This is a genomic window from Pedobacter boryungensis, assembly GCF_013204825.1.
GTDB classification, from domain to species: domain Bacteria; phylum Bacteroidota; class Bacteroidia; order Sphingobacteriales; family Sphingobacteriaceae; genus Pedobacter; species Pedobacter boryungensis.
The window spans coordinates 258,515-281,752 of record NZ_JABMKV010000001.1; the positions used below are offsets into that span (position 1 = coordinate 258,515).

The 23,238-nt window shown below is 32.8% G+C and carries 23 protein-coding genes; 11 read left to right on the plus strand and 12 right to left on the minus strand.

The features are described 5' to 3' along the window. Positions 1-58: 58 nt before the first annotated feature. A complete protein-coding gene (locus HQN85_RS01165) occupies positions 59-502 on the minus strand; it encodes a universal stress protein (RefSeq protein WP_173268516.1) in 444 nt (147 codons plus the stop codon). A gap of 92 nt (positions 503-594) precedes the next feature. On the opposite strand from HQN85_RS01165, the gene HQN85_RS01170 reads away from it, so the two are divergent. Next, positions 595-1,374: a C40 family peptidase gene (locus HQN85_RS01170; protein ID WP_173270176.1), complete on the plus strand. Its 780-nt coding sequence runs from the start codon at positions 595-597 to the stop codon at positions 1,372-1,374. 58 nt (positions 1,375-1,432) lie between these two features. On the opposite strand, the gene HQN85_RS01175 is transcribed toward HQN85_RS01170, so the two are convergent. From HQN85_RS01175 to hisG, 10 genes are all read right to left on the minus strand, one after another. Continuing rightward, positions 1,433-2,083: a YceH family protein gene (locus HQN85_RS01175; RefSeq protein ID WP_173268517.1), complete on the minus strand. Its 651-nt coding sequence runs from the start codon at positions 2,081-2,083 to the stop codon at positions 1,433-1,435. Positions 2,084-2,142: 59 nt separating this feature from the next. After that, entirely contained in the window at positions 2,143-3,042 is a 900-nt protein-coding gene (locus tag HQN85_RS01180) for a WD40 repeat domain-containing protein (protein WP_173268518.1), read from the minus strand. Between the two features lie 27 nt (positions 3,043-3,069). Then, positions 3,070-3,657, minus strand: coding sequence for a bifunctional phosphoribosyl-AMP cyclohydrolase/phosphoribosyl-ATP diphosphatase HisIE (gene hisIE / locus HQN85_RS01185; protein ID WP_173268519.1), 588 nt, complete (start codon positions 3,655-3,657; stop codon positions 3,070-3,072). Continuing rightward, positions 3,654-4,409, minus strand: a complete 756-nt coding sequence (gene hisF / locus HQN85_RS01190) for an imidazole glycerol phosphate synthase subunit HisF (protein WP_173268520.1) — start codon at positions 4,407-4,409, stop codon at positions 3,654-3,656. The genes hisIE and hisF overlap by 4 nt, the downstream gene beginning before the upstream one ends. 1 nt (position 4,410) lies before the next feature. Then, a complete protein-coding gene (locus HQN85_RS01195) occupies positions 4,411-5,160 on the minus strand; it encodes a 1-(5-phosphoribosyl)-5-[(5-phosphoribosylamino)methylideneamino]imidazole-4-carboxamide isomerase (RefSeq protein WP_173268521.1) in 750 nt (249 codons plus the stop codon). A 1-nt stretch (position 5,161) separates the two neighbouring features. Next, positions 5,162-5,755, minus strand: coding sequence for an imidazole glycerol phosphate synthase subunit HisH (gene hisH / locus HQN85_RS01200; RefSeq protein ID WP_173268522.1), 594 nt, complete (start codon positions 5,753-5,755; stop codon positions 5,162-5,164). Between the two features lie 7 nt (positions 5,756-5,762). Beyond that, positions 5,763-6,896: a bifunctional histidinol-phosphatase/imidazoleglycerol-phosphate dehydratase HisB gene (hisB, locus tag HQN85_RS01205; protein WP_173268523.1), complete on the minus strand. Its 1,134-nt coding sequence runs from the start codon at positions 6,894-6,896 to the stop codon at positions 5,763-5,765. Then, a complete protein-coding gene (gene hisC, locus HQN85_RS01210; RefSeq protein WP_173268524.1) occupies positions 6,896-7,936 on the minus strand; it encodes a histidinol-phosphate transaminase in 1,041 nt (346 codons plus the stop codon). Before hisC ends, hisB begins: the two co-directional genes overlap by 1 nt. Continuing rightward, positions 7,926-9,215, minus strand: coding sequence for a histidinol dehydrogenase (gene hisD, locus HQN85_RS01215; RefSeq protein ID WP_173268525.1), 1,290 nt, complete (start codon positions 9,213-9,215; stop codon positions 7,926-7,928). Before hisD ends, hisC begins: the two co-directional genes overlap by 11 nt. A gap of 67 nt (positions 9,216-9,282) precedes the next feature. Next, positions 9,283-10,134, minus strand: coding sequence for an ATP phosphoribosyltransferase (gene hisG / locus HQN85_RS01220; protein WP_173268526.1), 852 nt, complete (start codon positions 10,132-10,134; stop codon positions 9,283-9,285). A gap of 270 nt (positions 10,135-10,404) precedes the next feature. On the opposite strand from hisG, the gene HQN85_RS01225 reads away from it, so the two are divergent. After that, complete coding sequence (locus HQN85_RS01225; protein ID WP_173268527.1) at positions 10,405-11,982, plus strand: L,D-transpeptidase scaffold domain-containing protein; 1,578 nt, start codon at positions 10,405-10,407, stop codon at positions 11,980-11,982. 39 nt (positions 11,983-12,021) lie between these two features. Then, complete coding sequence (locus HQN85_RS01230; protein ID WP_173268528.1) at positions 12,022-13,557, plus strand: L,D-transpeptidase scaffold domain-containing protein; 1,536 nt, start codon at positions 12,022-12,024, stop codon at positions 13,555-13,557. Between the two features lie 48 nt (positions 13,558-13,605). Here HQN85_RS01230 and HQN85_RS01235 read toward each other — a convergent pair whose 3' ends face one another. Further along, a complete protein-coding gene (locus HQN85_RS01235) occupies positions 13,606-14,397 on the minus strand; it encodes a murein L,D-transpeptidase catalytic domain family protein (protein WP_173268529.1) in 792 nt (263 codons plus the stop codon). Positions 14,398-14,689: 292 nt separating this feature from the next. Here HQN85_RS01235 and HQN85_RS01240 point away from each other — a divergent pair, with 292 nt between their 5' ends. From HQN85_RS01240 to HQN85_RS01275, 8 genes are all read left to right on the plus strand, one after another. Continuing rightward, positions 14,690-15,523 carry a TlpA family protein disulfide reductase gene (locus HQN85_RS01240; protein WP_173268530.1) on the plus strand — a complete coding sequence of 278 codons (834 nt, stop codon included), beginning with the start codon at positions 14,690-14,692 and terminating at the stop codon, positions 15,521-15,523. Between the two features lie 53 nt (positions 15,524-15,576). After that, positions 15,577-17,613: a BatA domain-containing protein gene (locus HQN85_RS01245; RefSeq protein ID WP_173268531.1), complete on the plus strand. Its 2,037-nt coding sequence runs from the start codon at positions 15,577-15,579 to the stop codon at positions 17,611-17,613. Positions 17,614-17,667: 54 nt separating this feature from the next. Continuing rightward, positions 17,668-18,933 (plus strand): dihydroorotase, encoded by a 1,266-nt coding sequence (locus HQN85_RS01250; protein WP_173268532.1) that lies wholly within the window; start codon positions 17,668-17,670, stop codon positions 18,931-18,933. After that, entirely contained in the window at positions 18,923-19,597 is a 675-nt protein-coding gene (locus HQN85_RS01255; protein ID WP_173268533.1) for a hypothetical protein, read from the plus strand. The genes HQN85_RS01250 and HQN85_RS01255 overlap by 11 nt, the downstream gene beginning before the upstream one ends. Before the next feature lie 21 nt (positions 19,598-19,618). Continuing rightward, positions 19,619-20,191 carry a DUF4199 domain-containing protein gene (locus tag HQN85_RS01260; protein WP_173268534.1) on the plus strand — a complete coding sequence of 191 codons (573 nt, stop codon included), beginning with the start codon at positions 19,619-19,621 and terminating at the stop codon, positions 20,189-20,191. 173 nt (positions 20,192-20,364) lie between these two features. Next, positions 20,365-21,315, plus strand: a complete 951-nt coding sequence (locus tag HQN85_RS01265) for a glycosyltransferase family 2 protein (RefSeq protein ID WP_173268535.1) — start codon at positions 20,365-20,367, stop codon at positions 21,313-21,315. Between the two features lie 64 nt (positions 21,316-21,379). Next, complete coding sequence (locus HQN85_RS01270; RefSeq protein ID WP_173268536.1) at positions 21,380-22,348, plus strand: glycosyltransferase; 969 nt, start codon at positions 21,380-21,382, stop codon at positions 22,346-22,348. After that, positions 22,345-23,223, plus strand: a complete 879-nt coding sequence (locus tag HQN85_RS01275; protein ID WP_173268537.1) for a hypothetical protein — start codon at positions 22,345-22,347, stop codon at positions 23,221-23,223. Before HQN85_RS01270 ends, HQN85_RS01275 begins: the two co-directional genes overlap by 4 nt. Positions 23,224-23,238 lie beyond the last annotated feature (15 nt).

A 23,238-nucleotide genomic window follows, 5' to 3' on the forward strand; every position in this document is an offset into this window, starting at 1 on the left:
TGCAATTTATTGCATCTCTTTTTTTATAAGCTAAATTAACCTATCATTTAGGTTTGAGTTAATCTTTATTAGGTACAATTAAGACCGGACATGCAGCTTTTCTGGCCACGTGTTCTGCTACACTTCCCATTAAAAAATGGTATAAGCCACTTCTTCCATGTGTGCCAATAACAATTAACTCAGCACCCCATTCTTCGGCTTGTTGAATAATGCCATGTGTTGCTGTATCTAAACTTGTTAGATAAGTTGTTGGAATTGAATTACCATGTTTATTTGATATTTCCTTAAGTAAGGTGTGACTATTTTCCTCACTATTATCATACATCTCCATAAATACAGGAGCTAGTGTGAAATCTGAATTTACGGTTGCGGGAGCTGGCTCAATAATATTTAAGAGCGCTACTTCTGCACCAAATTTTGTTGCCATTTCGTATCCAGCTTTTGCTGCTTTTTCAGAGCATGTACTGTTATCTACAGCAATTAATATTTTTTTGAAATTCATGGCTCAGTGTTTAAGTACATAAAAATAACAAATAAAAAATGTAAATGTTCATGTTGTGATGTTAATCACTATTTTTGGATATAGATTTATATATGGATAATTACCACGTTTGCCGAATTGCTGTTGCACCATTAAGAAAAGAGCCATCTGATAGAAGTGAAATTGTATCTCAATTATTATTTGGTGATAGAGTTAAAGTTTTAGAAAAAACTGAAAAATGGTGCTTAATTAAAACCAATCATGATAATTATGAAGGTTGGATGGACTATAAGCAATTACAAAAGATTTCTAATTTGCAGTTCACTGCTGATAATGACCATGTTTACGTTACTCCAGTACAGTTAAATAATACTTTAATTGCTAGTGATAGAAGTGCTTATTATTTAAGTCCAGGTAGTACTTTACCTTTTTACGAAAATGGTTTTTGTTATTTAGGAGATGAAAAATTTGAATTAAAATTCACTCCATTACTTCCTAATAAGACAAATTTTAAAGTAAATGTTGAAAAAACAGCTAAGTTTTTTGAAAATTCACCTTATTTATGGGGTGGTAGGACATTATTTGGTATTGATTGCTCTGGTTTTGTACAAACGGTTTATAAATTAAATGGACTTCAACTCAGAAGAGATGCTTCTCAACAGGCTGAAGAAGGCGAATTGGTAGATTTTCTATCTTCAGCTCAATTAGGAGACTTAGCTTTTTTTGATAATGAGGATGGAAAAATTACACACGTAGGATTAATGTTGGGTAACGATAAAATTATTCACGCTGCGGGAAAAGTAAGGATAGATCCAATTGATGATCAGGGGATTTATAATGCAGAATTAGGCAGATATACACACAAATTGAGGATTATAAAGAGGTTCATTTAGAGAAGGTGGAAGTTTTTTGGTCGGAAAGCCAGAAAGGAATGTTACTATTTTAAACTTTCTATCCCATTAACTCTTTCATCAATTTATCGAAATTAGTTTTAAGTTCGGCTAATTCTTCTTCAACTTTAATTAACCGCTCTTCTAAATTATTGGTAGTTTTAGGACTCTCATCTGCAATATATTCTTCTTCGAAAGTTTCGATATCACCAGCAAACAAATGCATATAACGTTGCTCTTTTTGCCCTGGTTTACGAGGCAATTGTTTAATATATGCAGGTTGTTCTGTAGCTAATTTTTCTAGAACTTGTTGAACTTCTTCTAAAGTTTCAAATTCATATAACCTTCCAGAATTGGTATTGATTTCGCCAGGAGTTTGAGGTCCTCGTAAAAATAATAAGCACATCACTGCAACTTCCGAAGGTAAAAGAGGAAACACAATGGCGAAATTATGTTTGTATTTGATATTTCTGATAGAACCACCAGTTGCTGTAGAAATTAATCCCGCAATTTTTAATGAATTAAGAGCAGTAGTTATAGTAGATTCATCGTATTGAACAACAGGTTTACGAGATGTTTTTTGATTACATGCCGCTGCTAACCCATTCAAAGTCATTGGATAATAATCTGGAGTAGTTTTGCATTTTTCCATCAAAGCGCCCAAAACTCTTATTTGCGCAGCATCTAAAACCGGTAAATTTTTCGTGTCCATAGGGGTTAAAGATATAGTAATTTGACAAAATTTAAAACGATTAGCAATTTTTCAATTCCCTAATCTTCCATTTCCCAAACCATTACTTTTCGATCATCTCCTGTAGAAATCAAGTATTTTCCATCATTACTCCAGATAATCTTATTGATAGAATGTGTATGTCCAACACCAACTTTTTCTAAACTCAAAATTTTATACAATTTAAAGTTTTCAGCATCCCAAATTTTAATGCTTTTATCTTGACTACTTGTTGCAAAATAGGGTAGCGTTGGATGAAAAGCAATGTTGTAAATGCTAAACAAATGTGCTGGAATAGTTTGTGTTAACTCGTAATTGGGTAAATTCCATATATTCAATTGTGCATCTCGGCTTCCAGAAATTAAATATTTCCCAGTAGGATGATAAGCTAAAGAAGTGATAGCAAGTTTATGAGCTTCTAAAGTTTGCTTTAAACTATAATCTTCTAAGTTATAAATGCGAATTAAATGATCTTTACAACCAAAGGCGATTTCACTTTCGTCCGGAGAAATAGCAATGCACCTAACAGTATCATAAGCTACTTGAAAACGGTAAATTTCCGCAAAATCTTTTAATGACCAAACTGCTACAGTACCATCTTCACTTGCGCTTAATAGTTCATTTTTAGTTTGGATAGTTTTTAGATCAAAAATAGGTTTTGCATGAGCATTTACACGAGCTATAACTTTTTGTTCTATAAAATCGTACACATTAAATGCGCCACTTCTTTCGCCAATAAATAATTGATTATTGTAATTGTGTAGCACGTAAACAGAGCTCTGAACAGGTACTTTAACCATTACAAATGCCATTTTTTTAAGTGACCATTCCACAACTCCCTTGTCATTTCCAGCACTAAAAAATATACCAGCTTTATCAGAATTTGCTAAAGCATACACTGGGTTTTGATGACCGGGAAAAGTATGGAGGTGTTTGAGCATTTTTTGTGTTAAAATTACTAAACAGCTTTATTTATGTCTTTTTTCTAAATTCTTAGCAATATCTTGAATAGATAATCCTTTTTCTTTTAATAAAAATAACAAGTGAAAAACAAGATCTGATGATTCACCAATTAAATCTTCTTCGGTTTCTGCCAAAGCTGCGATAACAGTTTCAACTCCTTCTTCTCCAACTTTTTGCGCAATTTTATTTAATCCTTTTTTACGCATTTTATTAATGTATGAACCTTCAACAGGATTTTCATATCTGTCATTAATAATGTTTTCAAGTTCGAAAATAAAGTTCTGATTGTAATCTGTTTTAAAACAGCTTCTGCTTCCTGTATGACAAGTTGGTCCAACGGGATTTACTTTGATTAGTAGGGTATCATCATCACAATCGATATGAATAGATTTTACAAAAAGAAAATTTCCACTTTCCTCACCTTTAGTCCATAATCGGTTTTTAGAGCGAGAATAGAAAGTTACTTTGTTCTCAGTTTGAGTTTTTTCAAATGCTTCTGCATTCATATAACCCAACATCAAAACCTCTAATGTTTGGTCATCTTGTATTACAACCGGAACTAAACCGTCTCCTTTATCAAAATCTATTTTCATATCCTTATTGGGATGTTATTTCTTTTTAATTCTTGTTTTAAATCTGGAATTAATATTTCTCCATAGTGAAATACCGAAGCAGCTAATGCCGCATCAACTCCAGCTTTTTGAAAAACTTCTGTAAAGTGTTCAGTTTTTCCTGCTCCGCCAGATGCAATGATGGGAATATTTATCATTTTATTGATTTTCCCAAGTAAATCACAATCAAAACCTTGTTTAGTTCCATCGTGATCCATAGAAGTTAATAAAATTTCGCCCGCTCCTAAATCTTCTGCTCTTTTAATCCAGTTTTCTGTTTCTAATTCAGTAATTAATCTACCTCCATTTAAATGAACAATGTTTTTGCCGTTAATATGTTTAGTATCTACTGCTAAAACTACAAACTGAACACCAAATGTTTTGGCTAAATCTTCTATTAATTGTGGATTTTTAACTGCTGCAGAATTAATGCTAATTTTATCTGCACCTGCATTTAAAAGTGCTTCTGCATCTGCAATTTCGGTTATTCCTCCACCAATAGTAAAGGGAATATTTAATTGTTTTGCAACTGATTTAACCATCTCAATCATCGTTTTACGACGTTCGTGAGTGGCTGTTATATCCAGAAATACTAATTCATCTGCACCTTGTTTTGCATATTGAGCAGCTAATTCAACGGGGTCGCCAGCATCGCGTAAATCAACAAAGTTGATACCTTTTACTGTACGTCCATCTTTTACATCAAGACAAGGAATTATTCTTTTTGATAACATATTAGATGGAACTCAACATCTTCAAATTCCAATCTTTAATCTCTTCAATGGAAATTCTATCTTCGTAAATAGCTTTGCCAACTACCACACTTCTAATTGGATATTTTGCTAGTTCATAAATATCTTCCATCGAGCTAACACCTCCAGATGCGATTAGTTTAATCATTGGTGAGTGATCTAGCAGCTTTTTATATAAATCAATAGCTGCACCACCCAATTTTCCATCTTTGCTAATATCAGTACACAGAAATCTGAAAAATCCTAAAGCCAAGCATTTATCAACGTAATCCATTAGCTTAATTGGCGAACTTTCCATCCAACCAGAATATTTAATTACCTCATCTAGAACATCGATAGCAATTACAATTCTATTTGCGTAATCATTTTTTTTAGCAAAAGCCTTGCTCAAATCTGGTAAAAAATCAGGATTACTAATAGCTTGCGTGCCTACGATAACGCGATGAATTCCGGCATCTAATAAATTATTTACTTGTTCAATTGTTCTAATTCCACCGCCATATTGAACTCGCATGTCGGTCTTTTTGATAATATCAAACAGTGTTTTTTGATTGCTAAAATCGCCCTTAGCCCCATTTAAATCAATAATATGAATAAAGTCTGTTCCATTAGAACGATAACGTTGGATCATTTCCTCTATGGAAACATCATATTCAGTTTTTTGGTTATAATCGCCTTCGCGTAAGCGGACAACTTTTCCATCTAAAATATCTATTGCAGGGATAATGTACATTTTATGAACTTAGGTTTGAGAAGTTTTTCAATAAGCGTTCTCCAGCCTCTCCAGATTTTTCTGGGTGAAACTGTACGCCATAAAAATTATCTTTTTGTATTGCTGCCGAAAATTTGTTTCCATAATTAACAGCTGCAATATCAAAAGTAGGGTTATATTCAATAAAATAAGAATGCACAAAATAAAACTGTGTATCCACAGGAACATCCTTAAATAGTAAATTGTTTTTAAATTCTACCGTATTCCATCCCATATGTGGAATTTTAATACCTAATTCTTTATCAAAAAGTTTAGTATTTAATGGAATGATGTTCAATAAATTAGCGTTTCCTTCTTCAGAATGCTGAGTAATTAACTGCATTCCTACACAAATACCTAAAACAGGTTTTTTTAATGCTTTAATTGCGTTTACTAATCCAGTTTGTTCTAGTTTTTTCATTGCAGCTCCAGCATGTCCAACTCCAGGAATAATAATGTGGCTGTATTTTTCCAAGTCCGCCTCTGTGTTTACCATGCCATAGGCAATGTTTTGCCTTTCTAAAGCCGCAGTTAAAGAAAAAATATTTCCCGCTCCGTAATTAACAATTCCTATCATTTTATAGTTATAATAACCCTTTTGTGCTTGGTAAAACCAATTTTTCAGCATCACGTTTAACAGCCATTTTAATTGCTTTTGCGAAAGCTTTAAAAATAGCTTCTATTTTATGGTGTTCGTTTTCGCCTTCTGCTTTTATGTTCAAATTACATTTTGCTGCATCGCTAAATGATTTAAAAAAGTGGAAAAACATTTCTGTGGGCATATCTCCAACCTTTTCACGTTTAAAATCCGCATCCCAAACAATCCAGTTTCTGCCTCCAAAATCTATAGCAACTTGTGCTAAACAATCATCCATTGGTAAACAGAAACCATAACGCTCAATACCTAATTTATTACCTAATGCTTGTGCAAAAGCCTCGCCAAGTGCAATTCCAGTATCTTCAATTGTATGATGTTCATCAATTTGTAAATCACCATTGGCAATCACATCTAAATTCATACTACCATGTCTAGCAATCTGATCTAACATATGGTCGAAGAAATTTAAGCCGGTTTTGATGCTTGCTTTTCCAATTCCATCTAAATCTAAACCAATAGTAATGTCTGTTTCGTTGGTTTTACGAATGTGACGTACTTTTCTTGCGCCAGCTCTTAAAAATGTATAAATATCTTCCCATTTTTGAGTTTCTAAAGCAATTACATCGGTTAATTCATCAACTTTTGCCATTCCTTCAGTACTTCCTAATTCATCGTTTTGACGTAAGAAAATAGCTTTTGCGCCTAAGTTCTTAGCTAAAATCACATCATTTAATCTATCCCCAATTACGAATGAATTTTTTAAATCATAGCCTTCACCCAAATATTTGGTTAATAAACCAGTTTGAGGTTTACGAGTAGGGGCATTGTCTTTCGCAAATGTTCTGTCTATTACAATTTCGCTAAAAACAACACCTTCATTTGCAAACGTATCTATCATGAAATTGTGCACTGGCCAAAAATTCTCTTCAGGATTTGAAGGAGTTCCCAAACCATCCTGATTAGTTACCATTACCAAATCAAAATCTAACTCAGTTGCAATTTTAGAAAGGTAATTTAATGATCTTGGGTAAAACTTCAGCTTTGCAAAACTGTCTACTTGCTCATCTGCTGGTTCGATGTTTAATGTGCCGTCACGGTCTATAAACAGTACTTTTTTCATTATAATTTTTCTAAAATATTTAATAATTGATTATTCTCATCAATTGTACCAATAGTAATTCTTAAACATCCTTCGCAAAGCGATACTTTTGAACGATCACGAACAATTATACCTTTATCTACCAATAAATTGTAAGTATTCAACGCATCTGTTACCTCTACCAATATAAAATTAGCATCAGATGGATAAACTTTTTTAACGAGCGTTAGTTTAAGTAATTCAGTGCTTAATCTTTCTCGCTCTGCAACTGTAATTCTAATCCATTCATTTACTTGTTGGATATTATTTAACGCCGCTAAAGCTAAATCTTGAGTTGCCTGATTGATATTGTACGGTGGTTTAACTTTGTTCAGAATATCAATTACTGGTCGTGAAGAAAAAGCCATTCCTAAGCGCAGAGCGGCCAATCCCCAAGCTTTAGAAAATGTTTGAAGAATGACCAAGTTTGAATATTCAGTCAATTCTTGAATAAAAGTCTTCTGTTTTGCAAAGTTGATATATGCCTCATCAATTACTACCAATCCTTTAAAGTTGGCTAAAATGGTCTCAATATCTGTTCTATTGATAGAATTTCCAGTAGGATTATTTGGTGAGCAGATAAAAATCATTTTTGTATTTCCGTCAATCGATTCTGCAATTTTGTCTAAATCCAATTGAAAATTTGGCAATAAATCAACCTTTCTAACTTCTACATCATTGATATTTGCCGAAACTTCATACATTCCATAAGTAGGAGGAAGGATAATGACGTTGTCTTTTCCAGGATTGCAAAAAGCTCTGTATAATAAGTCGATTGCTTCATCGCTGCCGTTGCCTAAAAAAGTATTTTCTATAGGTACGCCTTTAATTTTACTAATCGCATCCTTTAAATCTAATTGTAAAGGGTCTGGATAACGATTGTAATTTGCAGGTAGCGGCGAGCCAAAACTATTCTCATTCGCATCTAAAAAGACACTTGCTTGTCCTTTAAACTCATCTCTTGCAGTAGAATAAGGTTTTAAGGTTTTTATATTTTCTCTTTGTAAATCTTTAATATCCATTTTCTTTTAACCTAATGGTGATTGCATTTTTGTGTGCTTGTAATCCTTCAGCTTCTGCCAAAACTTCTACTGTGTTACCTATATTTTGTAAACCTTGTGCTGATAAATGTTGGAATGTGATTTTTTTCAAGAAAGTATCAACTGAAACTCCTGAAAAAGCGCTAGCAAATCCACTTGTTGGTAAAGTATGGTTTGTACCTGAAGCATAGTCCCCAGCACTTTCCGGTGTTAAATTTCCTAAAAACACTGAGCCAGCATTACTGATTAGTGGAATTAGGGGTTCAAAATTTTCAGTTGCTAAAATTAAATGCTCTGGAGCATACAAATTGCTAAATTCCATGGCTTCAGCTAAATTTTCAGCATAAACTACATAAGAGTTTTCAATTGCTTTTGAAGCGATGTCCTTTCTTGGTAAATCAATTACTTGTTTTTTAATTTCTGAAATTACGGTATCAATAATTTTTTTCGAAGTGGCAACCAACACTGTTTGACTATCAATTCCATGTTCGGCTTGGGCTAGTAAATCGGCTGCAACAAATGATGGGTTTGCAGTTTCATCAGCTATTACTAAAACCTCCGATGGGCCAGCTGGCATGTCAATAGCAACTGTGTTTTGAACTAGCTTTTTTGCCTCAGTTACGTAACGATTTCCAGGTCCAAAAATCTTGTCAACTTTAGGAACTGTTTCCGTTCCAAAAGCCATTGCTCCGACTGCTTGAGCACCACCAACTAAGTAAACTTTTTCAATGTTTAATAAGGTAGAAACGTAAGCAATATAGGTGTTAATTTTGCCGTCACTTTGGGGAGGAGAACATACCACAATTTCTTTGCAACCTGCAATTTTTGCGGGGATGCCTAGCATCAAAAAAGTGCTCGGTAAAACTGCTGTTCCACCTGGAATATATAGTCCAACTTTTTCAATTGCTCTCACTTCTCTCCAGCAGTTTACACCTGGCATTGTTTCAATTTTAGCTTCAGTTTTTAATTGCGCTTCATGAAATTTATAGATGTTTTGGTAAGCGATATTAATGGCATTTTTTACTTCTTTTGGGATTTGTTTTGCCAGTTCGTTAAATTCTTCTTTGTCCATGAATAAGCTAGACAATTTAACATTGTCAAATTTTTCGGCATAGGAGAGAAGAGCAGAATCTCCATCAGATTTCACCGTTGAAATAATACTTTGAACCCTAGATTGAATTAAATTATCATCTTCTGCCTTGCGTGAACAAAGTTTCTCTATTTCTTGTTGAGTTAAATCTTTATAACTGTAGATTTTCAATGCTTTATATTTTGTATTTAACTAATAGTTAATATGTAATTACTGTTTTTTAGCGCTATTTTGCTAATTATATGATGATTTTTTCAATCGGCATTACTACAATTCCTTCTGCACCTGCTAATTTTAAGCTATTAATTTTTTCCCAAAAATCTTGCTCGGCAATTACAGAATGCACAGCAACCCATCCTTCTTCAAACAGCGGAACTATTGTAGGACTTTTTACTCCTGGCAACAAATCCACAACAGCTTGTAAATTTTCTTTAGCTACATTTAAGACTACATATTTTGTGGCTTTTGCTTTAAGAACAGATTGTATGCGTTGTAATAATTCTAGCACTTCAGGATTTAATTCCATCCCTTTGCTAGCAATCAAAACAGCTTCTGAATCCATCACATTTTTAAATGGTTTTAAGCCGTTACTTTTCAATGTTCCGCCAGTAGAAACGATGTCAAAAATTGCATCACTTAAACCCAAACCTGGACCAATTTCTACCGAGCCAGAGATGTTTCTAATCTGCGCATCGATGTTATTTTCTGATAAATATTTTTGAAGAATTACAGGGTAAGAAGTGGCAATTGCTTTGCCATTTAATTGCGCTAATTCGGTGATGTTACTGGTGCTTTGAACCGCAATTTTTAAGGTGCATTTTCCAAAGCCTAGCTTCTGCAAATACGACACATTTGCACCTGCTTCTATAATTACATTTTCGCCAACAATGCCCAAATCGGCAATGCCATCTTGAACGTATTCCGGAATATCATCATCTCTTAAAAAAAGAATTTCCAAAGGGAAATTAGCAACGGTTGCTATTAATGAACTTTTGTAGTTTTCGAAAGAAAGACCACAATTTTTAAGAATTTCTACTGATTTTTCGTTTAATCTACCCGATTTTTGGATAGCAATTTTAAGTGTTTTCACTTTGTATAAAATTAGGAATAAGAATATTGAATCTGTTTAAAAACCGTTTTGCGTACAAAACATATATCTATCTATCGCCACAATGGCGATGATGTAAATGTACGTGATGGTTTAAAACTTGGATCATATATTGCTTTCTTTCCGTAATTTTGGGCAGAAGATGATGCAAATATAGCTTTGTTAATGTAAAATCAAAAATATATGGCATTTTATTTGAAGTGATTATAGTAACCTTACCTTAAAAACTATCAGCTAAATACTTATACTAAATTGAAGAAAACGCTACTATTTATCCTTTCATGTCTATTTCTAAGTTCTTGTGGATGGTTTAAAGAAAAACCAGAAATAGCCACATTATTGGCTAAACATTTTAAAAATAAACTTTATTATAAATTCGATACAGCATTTTATAATCCCATCTTCAGTAAAAAATTGGACGAATTGAGTAATTCTTTATCCAATCCAAAAACTACAAAAACTTTTTACATAGCTCACGAAAATAATCCCTTATTAATTACTCGATTTTACACCAATGGTGGATTAGATAGTTTGAAAAATTATATTGCAAAAAGCAAAGCTGATGGTTTTAACCCTGAAATATTTAAAATAAAAGAATTAACATCACTTTTAGAAAGATTAGATGCTAACAAATTTAAGAGTATTGATGAAGTTTATCCACTTCTTGCTGAGTTGGAAATTAAAACGGCTGATGCTTTTTTAAGATACACCAGTTTTATCAAATATGGAATTATTAATCCACGGAAAATATATAATCGGTATTACATTAATGTACATCGTCCCGATAGTTTGAGAATGGATTCTTTACTAAACACCACTGATTTAGTCAAGACCTTAAAGAATGCTCAACCATCTTCAAAAAGCTATTTAGATTTAAAAAAGATGTTAGCTTTTTATCGTGATAGCATTGGAAATGAAAATGATCCATCAATTAAAACCATAAAATTAAACATGGAACGCCTGCGTTGGCAGTTGCCGATTAAAACAGATGAGGTGGTTGCCGTTAACATTCCAGATTTTTCTTTGACTTGGTTTAATAAACAAGATACTTTAGCGCACATGAAAGTTTGTGTAGGTGGCAAAAGAGAAGCTACTTATGCAGAAAAAATGAAACTCTTTTTAAAGTCTGGAAACTTAGATGATAAACCAAAAAATCATGAGACGCCACAATTAGTAAGTGTTTTTAACTCCATACAAGTAAATCCAGTTTGGAATATTCCGGTAAGTATTGCGCAAAGTGAAATTTATTGGATGGCAAGAAAAGATCCCTATTATTTATCAAATAGTAACATAAAAGTTTATTATAAAGGAAAGCAAGTTCTTGATCCTGATACGATTCAGTGGAATAAATATGCTAGAGAAAAATTGCCATTCACCTTTAAACAAGGCTCTGGTGAAGGAAATGCTTTAGGTAAATTCAAGTTTATTTTTGATAATAGTTCTAGTATCTACCTACATGATACCAACAACAAATATGGCTTCAAATTGGCGAATAGAGCAATTAGTCATGGTTGTGTACGTATTGAAGATCCATTAAAATTTGCACAGTTAATGGTTAAGGATAAATATCAATACGATGAATTAAGAATGGAAGTTAATTTACCGCCTATTGACACCAATAGAAATAAACGATATCGCAAAATATTAGCCAAAAAATCAGATACTGCAAATGTATTCCAGCTTAAACCGTCTTGGTTCTCTACAAGAAAAAATGTAGCTGTTGTAATTGGCTATTATACAGCTTGGGCTGAAAATGGCAAAGTTCAATTTAGACCTGATGTGTATGCATATGATGGAATACTTTGGGACGCCATCAAAAAATATATGTAAAATTTCAAACAAAAGCAGGCTTAATTTTATTAGGTCTACATGATAGCTAAAATTTACTCTAAATCTACCACCCAAAAATTATTTTTAGTGGGTATATTATGTTTATTCATTTTACAATCCTGTAAGAAAAGCCATTCAGATATTGGCGCAGTAGTTTTTAAGGAAACTAGAAATAAAATCTTTAAAGACATAGAAACTGAAACCTTCGTTGAGAAATTCAAATCGACTTTTGAAAAACAAGAAAAGCAATACCGAAATCCTAAGTTTTTAAGGGCATTATATGAGTCGAATGACTTTGAGCCAGTGCTGTTAATGAAGAACTTATCAAAAGATAAATTAAAGGAAGCAGTCGCAGTTCTTAATAATTCTAACGATCATGGTTTAGATCCTGAGATATTTAAAGCTCGTGAGTTGAACGATCTTATTGAAAAAACGTATAATAAAAAGGAAATTAAAACACTTGATGAAGCATATCAAGTATTAATCGATTTAGAGCTTTCTGCAGCAAATTCACTATCAAATTATAGCAATGCTTTACAGTTTGGAATAATTAGCCCTAGAAAGATTTATGCTCAATATTATACTGCAACAAAGCGACCTGATAGTGTAAGTTTCTTGCAGATATTTCAAACTTCGGATATTAAAAACTTTTTAGATAGCATTCAGCCCAAAGACAAACAATATTTAGCATTACAAAAAGCCCTAAAAGACAAAGTCGTTTTGCCAGGAATAAGTCAGGAAGAGGCACAAAGAGTTTTACAAGTTAATCTAGAGCGATTAAGATGGAAAAATCTGCCAACCGAAGATAAATATGTTTGGGTTAATATTCCGGATTTTAGATTAGATGTAATGGAAGGCGGAAAATCTGTGTTAAATATGAAAGTATGTGTAGGTGAAGGCAGAAATAAAAATAACACAGATAATTTAGTAGAGTACGATGAAAATGATTTGAAAAAAGACAGACCTTTTAGTAGAGAAACTCCTCAATTAAAAAGTATGATCCATAGTGTACAAGTTAATCCAGTTTGGAACATTCCTGAAAGTATCGCTACAAATGAGATATCAAAACTGGCTGCTAAAGACCCATATTATTTATCGAATAATAATATTGATGTTTTTGAAGACGGAAAACTTGTAGAAGACCCGGAAACTATTGATTGGTCGGATGGAAATGTTGGAAAAAAGTATTCATTTAAGCAAAGGCCTGGAGATGATAATTCTTTAGGTAAAATTAAATTTTTATTTAACAATGAAAGTAGCGTATATCTACATGATACTCCTTCAAAAGCTCCTTTTGGTTGGGATATGAGGGCTGTAAGCCATGGTTGTGTTCGTTTAGAAAAACCACTTGAGCTGGCTGAAGCTCTATTTGGGCATGGTGATAAATATGATAAAATAAAAACAGGAATGGAAAGTGCAAATCCCGTTGCCACTGATATTGCTTTGCCGAAACAGGTACCTGTATATTTAACTTATTTTACATGCTGGGCAGATGACGCCGGGAAACTTCAATTCAGAAAAGATGTATATGGATTGGATATTGTATTATTCACTTATTTACAACGATTAGCATAAAAAAAAGGAGGAATTTAATTCCTCCTTTTTTATTTGTATGCAAAATAATTAATCCATTAAATGTGTAGTTGAATCTACGGCAAAATTTGCAGCCAGTGTTTCATCTAGGTATTTAGAAGAATAGGTAGGAATGCTTTTGTTGATAAACAAAACTGTTTTATCTCCAATCGTATTAATTACCTCATCGGCTACTTCTGGCGCAACTGCTGGGCAGCCTTGGCTACGACCTAATCTTCCAAGAGCATTAATTGTTCCTTCGCTTACATAAGCAGCACCATGAACCACTATAGAACGGCTTCTAGCATGGTCATTAAAACCTTGATCCATTCCATCAAGTTTTAGCGATCTACCATGAATTCCTCTATAAACCTCTCCGGTTACATAGAACCCAAGACTACTACTAAATGAATCTTTAGTGTTGGAGAAGTGCGTAGCCTCATTGTCGCCACTACGTTGTCCATGAGCAACCCAAGTGTTTAATAGAATTTCTTTTTTATCTAAATCGATAATATAAAGTCTTTTGCTAACACTAGACTGGTCAAAATCTGCAATGGTTAAAATTGATTTATCTGAAAGTTGCCCAGATTTCTTCAAATTATAAAAGCCTGTTAATGCTTTCTCGAAAATAGGAAAACTTAAACCAGCTTCTTTTAAATGTATAGCATTGTATAAGCCATTAACATGCTTCACATAAGTGCTATCCAACCCAGTAATTGTTTTGCTTTTGACAACCTTACTTTTTATAACGGGTTCCTTTTTCTTAACTGCTTTCCATCCAGTGATGGTAAGACAAATGGCAATTGATAAAAATCCTGCGGCTCTAAAAATGTATTTTCTCATAATTTTTCGGTATCTCGTTCACTTAATCTTTAGGTATGAGTCTGCTTTATAGGCGTTTCTTTTTAGTTAAATTTTACTATACAAATATACTAAATATCTATTAAATGGTTGTTAAAACATGAATAGATTGCTTTTTCATGACTAATTCAACTTACTGTTAATCAATTATTTAATATATTAAAAGCAATTTATTCCCAGAAGGAGTAGCTGATTGTTGAGTCATTAGTCAGGAAAATTTCTTTTCCACTAAGAATATAGTTAATAATATTTATATTGTATAAAATTAAAAAAGATGAAAAATATAGGTGTAGTTTTTATTTATGGCATATTACTTTTCGCATCTTGTAAACAACCAATCAAACAAGAAGAAAAAATATTTAATACGGATTCTGTTGCTACACAAAAAAGTACAAATTTAATTGGAAAACCAATCTTTTTAGCAGATTCTATTATAGAACCTTTCAGTAAGTTCTGGAAGTATTACAGTGAAAATATACAGCTTTATAAAGATTTTAAGGCAGTTGATATTAACGGAAAACCAATTACTAGAACAGTTTTACTCGAAAAGCTAACAACTGGACTTTATTTTCCATTGGCACTTTATGCTAATGGTGATACGTTGAGTTATCAATTGGCTGTGCTACCGAAAAAGGCAGATAAAAATATTTCAGCGTATATGCAACAATTTTCAAAGGAGCAATTAGCATTTTGTAAATTAGAAGGAAAACCAGTTCCAGCGTTTGATTTCAAAGATGTTAATGGAATTCATTATACTTCAGAAAATATAAAAGGAAAAATAGTTCTCTTTAAATGCTGGTTTATTAGCTGTTTGCCATGTAGACAGGAAATGCCTGCTTTGAATGAAATTGTAAAGAAATATCGAGATAGAAAAGATATATTGTTTATTAGTTTAGCTACAGATAATAAAAAAGAACTGCAGCAATTCCTTTCAACAACCAAATTTGAGTATGCAACCGTTTCAAATCAAGCTAAATACATGGCAAATCAATTGCATGTGGTAGGATATCCAACACATTTCATCATTAATAAAAAAGGAGAATTGGTAAGAATGCTTCCAGATGTTTTAAGTGTGGAAGAAGCTATTGAAAAAGAATTAGCCAAGTAAGTTTTCATTTATCAATTCGCTAAACTCCATATTTTTTTTATCTTTGATTTTTAATGAATTTCCTGTATTCGGGCTTTCTTTTTGCACTTTTTGCGGTCGCTATTCCGGTCATCATCCATTTATTCAATTTTCGGAAATTTAAAAAAGTTTATTTCAGTAATGTTGCTTTTTTGAAAGAAATTAAGGAGCAAAATTCTTCAAGAGAAAAATTAAAGAACCTACTCATATTGTGCTGTCGCATATTAGCTATTGCGTTTTTGGTCCTTGCTTTTGCTCGTCCATTTTTACCGTCTGCCACTAAAATTGATCAGAGTAAAGGGAATAGTGTAAGTATTTACCTTGATAATTCTTACAGTATGGACGCTGTGAATAAAGAGGGGAGTTTGCTTGATGAAGCCAAACGCAAAGCAAGGGAAGTAGTGAAAGCTTTTCAGATAAATGATAGATTTCAGTTATTAACGAATGATTTTGAAGGAAAACACCAACGTTTGTTAAATGGAGATGAGGCTTTGCAAGCTATTGACGAAGTAAAAATTTCATCCGCTAGTAGAAAATTACCACAAGTACTTAACCGACAACAAAGTGTTTTTACGGGTATAAGTAATCGATTTTTATATGTGATTTCAGATTTCCAAAAAGGATTCTCGGGAGATGAAATGATAAAAACGGACGAAAACATCCATATATCTTTAGGTAAACTAAATGCTAATAACTTGCCAAATGTTGCGGTGGATAGTGTTTGGTTGTTATCGCCCATGCACCAAGTTAATGCTACAGAAAAACTAGTAGTTCAATTGCGTAATTATGGTGATGAAGAAGCTAAAAATATCCCAATAAAACTAACTATAAATAAACAGCAAAAAGCAATCAGCAGTTTAACAGTTGAGGCTGGCAAAACAAAAAGAGATACACTTTCTTTTAGTGGTTTGAGCTTAGGATGGCAAAAGGGAACAGTTAGTTTAAAGGATTTTCCTCTAACTTTTGACGATGACCTTAATTTTAGCTTTAAAGTAAATGCTGAACAAAAAATAGTAAGTATATACGGAAAAACGGATGAAAAATATATTAAAACACTATTTGAAGCCGATTCGTATTTCAAACTAACAGAAATGCCAGAGGCGAATATTAATTATTCTTCTTTACAAGGTTATAACTTAGTGGTGTTAAATGGACTAAATTCTCCATCTAGCGGATTAGCGCAGGAACTAAAATCTTATGTTTCAAATGGCGGTTCTGTCGTTATTTTTCCGAATTTGAATGCAGAGAAAAATGTTTATACCGCTTTTTTAACGGCCTTAAATCTTCCGGCAGTTGCCGAATTAAATACTACACTAAGCAAAGTAAGTAGTATAGAATTAAAGCACCCGTTATTTAAAGATGTATTTGAAACCTTGCCGCAAAACATAGATTTACCACAAGTAAATAGATATTTTAGCTTTTCAGAAAGTAATACTCGTAACATAGAAAATTTATTGCAATTGCCCGCTGGAAAGTTGTTTTTTGCTCGGTATCCAAGTGGCAATGGTCAAATTTATTTATCGGCTACCGATTTGGCAAATGAAGACAGCAACTTTGCAAAACATCCTGTATTTGTACCACTAATGTATAAAATCGCCTTTGCCAGCGCTAAAGAACAACCGATTTATTATACTGCAATGAAAGATAATGTATTGGAAACTCAAAAAATAGAGTTAGGCGCAAATCAATCTTTAAAATTAGTAGCTGATAATTTTGAAGTAATTCCAGAATTGCGACAAACAAATGGAAAAACCTTACTGTATGTTGCTGATCAAGTTAAAAAAGCTGGTTTTTACGATGTTAAAAAAGGTGATTCGACTTTAGCTATTGTTGCTTTCAATGATAACAGAGCAGAATCTAATATGCACTATACCTCACAAGCGGATTTGCAAAAATTGTTTGGTAAACAACAAATCACATTTTTAGATCCAAAATCTGATAGTATTGCATCAGCTGTTGGTGCAAAAAATAATGGAACGGAGTTATGGAAACTTTGTCTAATTTTGACATTAGTTTTTTTAGCGATTGAAATAATATTGGTTCGATTTTATCATATTCGAAAACCGAGCTAGTGAGCTCATAAATGCCAAAAAATAATATATGCTAATCAATAAATATAAAAATTCATGAACCTCTTAGTTAAGGGAATAACCATTGCCGATCCTAACAGCGAGTTTAATCAAAAAACCTGCGATGTACGCGTTGAACAAGGAAAAATCACAGCCATTTCAAAAAATCTAACACAAACTAAAGAAGAAACTGTGTTTGAAGGAAAGGGAGCAATACTTTCTCCTGGATTTTTCGATTTAAACTGTACCATAGGCGATCCAGGTTTAGAAACCAAGGAAGATATTGAAACTGGAACTGCAGCTGGAAAAGCTGGAGGGTTTACTGGATTAGCAGTTTTGCCTAGTACCAAACCTGTCGTTCAATCAAAAGGAGAGGTAGAATATATCTTAAATAAAGCAAAAGGTAATTTGGTAGATGTTTATCCAATTGGAGCAATTAGTCGCGATTTGGAAGGCAAAGAATTAGCTGAGCTTTTTGATATGAAAAATGCAGGTGCAGTTGCTTTTTCAGAGGGAAGCAAAGCAATAAGCGATGATGGTTTTGTGAGTAGAGCATTGCAATATTGTTTAGGTTTTAATGGTCTATTAATGCTGTATCCTGAAAATAAATCTATTGCAGGCAAAGCGCAAATAAACGAAAGTAAAAATAATGTGTTGTTAGGCATGAAAGGTATTCCGGCATTGGCCGAAGAAATGCAGATTTCTAGAGATATATTTTTAGCTACTTATCACGATGCACCAATTCACATTAGCAATATTTCTACAGCTGGTTCGGTTGCAATTATCAAAAAAGCCAAAAAAGATGGAGTAAAAATTACTTGCGATGTAGCAGCACATCAATTAGTTTTCACAGAAGATTTATTAAACGATTTCGATAGCAATTACAAAGTAAAACCACCATTACGTATCAAAGCAGATCAAAAAGCATTATTAGTTGGTTTAAAAGATGGGACAATTGATGCAATTTCTTCGCAGCATAGACCGCATGAAATAGAGTTTAAAGATGTAGAATTTGAAATTGCAGCTTACGGTATAATCGCTTTGCAAACAGTTTTACCTTTATTATTGCAGGCAGGTTTAGATGAAACAACAATTGTAGAGAAACTCTCAATCAATCCACGTCAACTCTTAAATTTACCTGTTCCAACAATTAAAGTTGGATCAGAGGCAAACTTTACAATTTATAACCCAACCCAAAAATGGGAATACAATTCTGCTAATAATGCATCAAAATCAAGCAATTCTCCTTTATTAGGTAAAACCTTAACAGGAAAAGTGCAATTAATTTATAATAACAAACAATATCAAACATATGAACAGTAGTGTAGAACAAGCGTTAATTGCATCTTTAGATCAATTTGCCGCAGCTAATAATATAGATTCAATTGCCATTGAGCAACGTTTAGTTGAGGTTTTTGGTAAGGACATGAATTTTCTAGAAAAAGTTGCAGAGTTTGATGAAGTTTTTGACGAGTATTCACAATTTGATGAACTAAGGGAAGTTTATTTCGATTTATTGATGATTAATTTCTTCACTAGCGATGTAAATAAATTGGAAGAAGATTATCTTGAATCTAAAGAATGGGAAAACATTGAAGAAGAGACCATTGAGCGTGGAACTGAATTGTTGAATTTGTTATTATATATTAATGAATGTCATGATGAGGAAATTAAGCCAGGTTTAGAAGACTTTTTGAAAGAGTTTTTATTAGTTGAAGAAGATGAGTTTCAAGATGAGTTTCATATTTATGAGGATTTGATTAGTAATCAGCAATTGGCTGAAAGTAGTGTAGAAGATATTTGTAGCAATGCTGATTTATTAGAATTAAGTGAAGAAATGGAAGAGCTTTTTGTGCCTTTCATGACTTTCTTCTTGCAGCCAAATGCAAGCGAAGCCACACAAAAAGAAATACTTAAATTTAGTAACAATAAGAGTTTTGATATTGCAGTATATACTTTAATTACTAATTTTAATAAAAATAGATAAACCTAAACTAAACTAAATAAAATGGAAACAACAGAAACTGGAGTAAACCTAAAAACTGAAGCCCTAAAAAATGGTGCTATTTGGGGCGCAATTAGTATTGTAATCTTTTTAGTAACCTGGTACATGATGCCAAGTTTAATGAGCTCATATGCTTATTCTGGTATATTAATGTTAGTGGGTATTGCTTTGGCGGTATTCTTTTGTATTGATATGAGGAAAAAAGCAGGTGGATTTTGGTCATTTGGCGAAGCGTTATGGAATATTTTCGCAATGTTCTTATTATCAATGGCAATTATGTATGTTTTTAACATCATTTTTGGAAAATACATCGATCCAACCTACCCAACTACTATGAAAGAATTGGTTATGGCTAAAACAGAAGGAACGCTTAAATCTATAGGTATGGCTGAAGCAGATATGTCTCAGGCATTAGAAAAAACTTCAGAGAATTTAGATAAACAGTTTACACCAACATTTAGCCAAGCTATAGTTGGTTTTGGTATTGCTGCGGTAGTTTACTTTATTGGTGCATTAATTTTTGCTGCTATTTTTAAAAGAAATCGTCCAGTATTTTTAGGCAGTACAGAAGAATAATTAATCCTTATATTAAATTTATCAACGTGCAGGTTTTGTCATATAATTTGATGAAATTTGCACGTTTCTAATTATACGTCATTGGAACGAAGGTTGGTAATAACCAAGCATGTGACAATCTGTTTAAATAACATTGTTTCATTATTCCTTCGCAAAGACGATAACGCTAAAAAATGGATATATCAGTTGTAGTACCTTTATATAACGAGGAAGAATCTTTACCAGAGTTAATCGCTTGGATAGATAAAGTGATGGTCGAAAATAATTTTTCATATGAAGCAGTTTTTGTAGACGATGGCAGTACAGATACCTCATGGGCTGTAATTGAAGAATTGAAAAATACATACAACACCATTAAAGCAATTAAATTCAGAAGAAATTACGGTAAATCTGCAGCCTTAAATGTAGCTTTTGAAGCCTCACAAGGTGATGTAATTATTACAATGGATGCTGATTTACAAGATAGTCCAGATGAAATTCCAGAATTGTATCGTCGAATTAAAGAAGAGAATTACGATATCGTTTCAGGTTGGAAAAGAAAACGCTACGATCCCATTACTAAAACTATCCCTACAAAATTATTTAATGCCGCAACACGTAAAATGAGCGGTATTCAACTTAATGACTTCAATTGTGGCTTAAAAGCTTACCGAAAAGATGTGGTTAAAACCATAGAAGTATATGGCGAAATGCACCGTTACATTCCAGTAATTGCAAAATGGGCAGGTTTTACTAAAATAGGAGAGCAGGTTGTAGAGCATAGAGCCAGAAAATATGGTACTACCAAGTTTGGTATGAGTAGGTTCATTAATGGATTTCTAGATTTACTTTCTATCTTCTTTGTAGGGAAATTTGGAAAACGTCCTATGCACTTTTTTGGCTCGTTAGGTGTATTAAGTTTCTTTTTAGGAATAATTATGACTTTGTGGATGATTGGCGTTAAATTATATCATATAGCAGCTCATATTCCTTATAAAAGAGAAATCACTGACCAACCTTTATTTTATATTTCTTTAGTAGCCATTATTGTTGGTTCTCAAATGTTTTTAGCAGGATTTGTTGCTGAGCTTTTATCACGCAATGCGCCAGAAAGAAATCAATATTTAATTGAGAAAGAGATTTAAGGCGTAAGGTTTAAGGCGTATGTCCAAAACCCCTAACTTTAACCTTCAACTTATAAAATTCAAAATGTTTTTCTCCATTATCATTCCACTTTATAATCGCCCACAAGAAATTGATGAGCTTTTAACTACTTTAACTGCACAAACCTATACACAGTTTGAAGTGTTGGTTATTGAAGATGGTTCTGTAAATGATGCTGCAGCTATTGTGGCTTCTTATACAGATAAACTGGATGTTAAATATTTTGTAAAACCAAATGGCGGACAAGGTTTTGCTCGTAATTTTGGATTTGAGCGAGCTAAAGGCGATTATTTTATCATTTTCGATTCAGACTGTTTAATTCCAGAAGATTATTTAGAAATTGTAAAGAATTATCTATTCGAACATCAGTTAGATGCGTATGGAGGTCCAGATGCTGCTCATGAAACTTTTACACCAGTTCAAAAAGCAATTAGCTACGCAATGACCTCTCCATTTACCACAGGTGGAATTCGCGGTAATAAAAAACATATTGGACAATTTCACCCACGCAGTTTTAACATGGGTGTTTCTAGAGAAGTTTATGAAAAAGTTGGTGGTTTTATTTTAACTCGTCTAGGCGAAGATATTGAATATAGCATTCGTATTCATGAAAATGGATTTAAAATTGGATTAATACCTGCGGCGAAAGTTTTTCATAAAAGAAGAACAAGTTTTAGTCAATTTTATAAACAATTGCACTTCTTTGGCAGAGCTCGTATTAATATTTACAAACATTTTCCATCAGAATTAAAAGCAGTTCATTTTTTTCCTGCTTTATTTACTTTAGGTACGGCTTTTATGCTGTTATGCAATGTGTTTTATTCGCCATTGGCCTATATTTGTAACTTCTTTTTTGTGCTTTATTTTCTGTTGATATTTTTTCATGCATGGCAGGTTAACAAATCAATAAAAATTGCACTTTTGAGTGTTGTTGCATCGTTTATACAACTAACGGCGTATGGCTTAGGTTTTATACAAGATTTTTTTAAAAGAATAATAGTTAAACAATCATGATAGATTATTTGAAGGAAAGTACTTTCGCAGTAAAAGATGTAATTATGCAAGCGTGGAAAGTTACCCGTGATAACTATTTCTCCATTGCTACACTCTGTTTTTTGATATTCATCACCGCATTTACCTCAACTTTTATGGCCTTTTTTATGGGCGAACTGAATATTGGTATAAGAGTTTTGATGTTACTTATCTTTATCATGAGTTATTGCGTAGTAGAGTTATGTTTAATTAAATATATTTTCAGATTGCTTGATCACCAAGAAGAAACAGATATAAAAATTATTGATACACTGCCTACAAGAACAGAAATTATAAGATTTCTAATTGGAACCGTATATTTTGGACTAAGTATTTTTTTAGTAGGTATCTTATTGATGCCAGTACTTTATATTTTAGATTTGATTTTAAAATTTGCAGTAAATCAAGGGCTGATTAATAATTTTACCTATGCTGGAAAAGTGATTGTGAATGTTGCAGTTGCAATTGCTATGCTAAGCATTTTCTTCACATTTATTCGAATCATTTTCTTTCCGTTTTTTATTATCGACAAACACTGTCCTCCGTTCGAATCTATTAAATTAAGTTTAGCTACCACAAAAGGTAATTTTATCAAGCTTTTATTTATTTTATTAGGTCTAGTACTAGTTCAAGCAATTGTTTTTGGCTTTTTCTATATCGTAATTGTGATGGGTTTTCGCTTAATTAATTACTTTTTTGATTACGATATCAATCAATATATCTCTTTAATTGTTGTTGTATTTAGTTCATTTGTTATTGTGCCCTTTAGTACGGCCTTTTTTACTGTAGCTTATCGTAAAATAATGAACGAATACAGGGGCGATGAGCACCCTGATATTATACACAATATTGTTTAATGGTCGTTACATTCA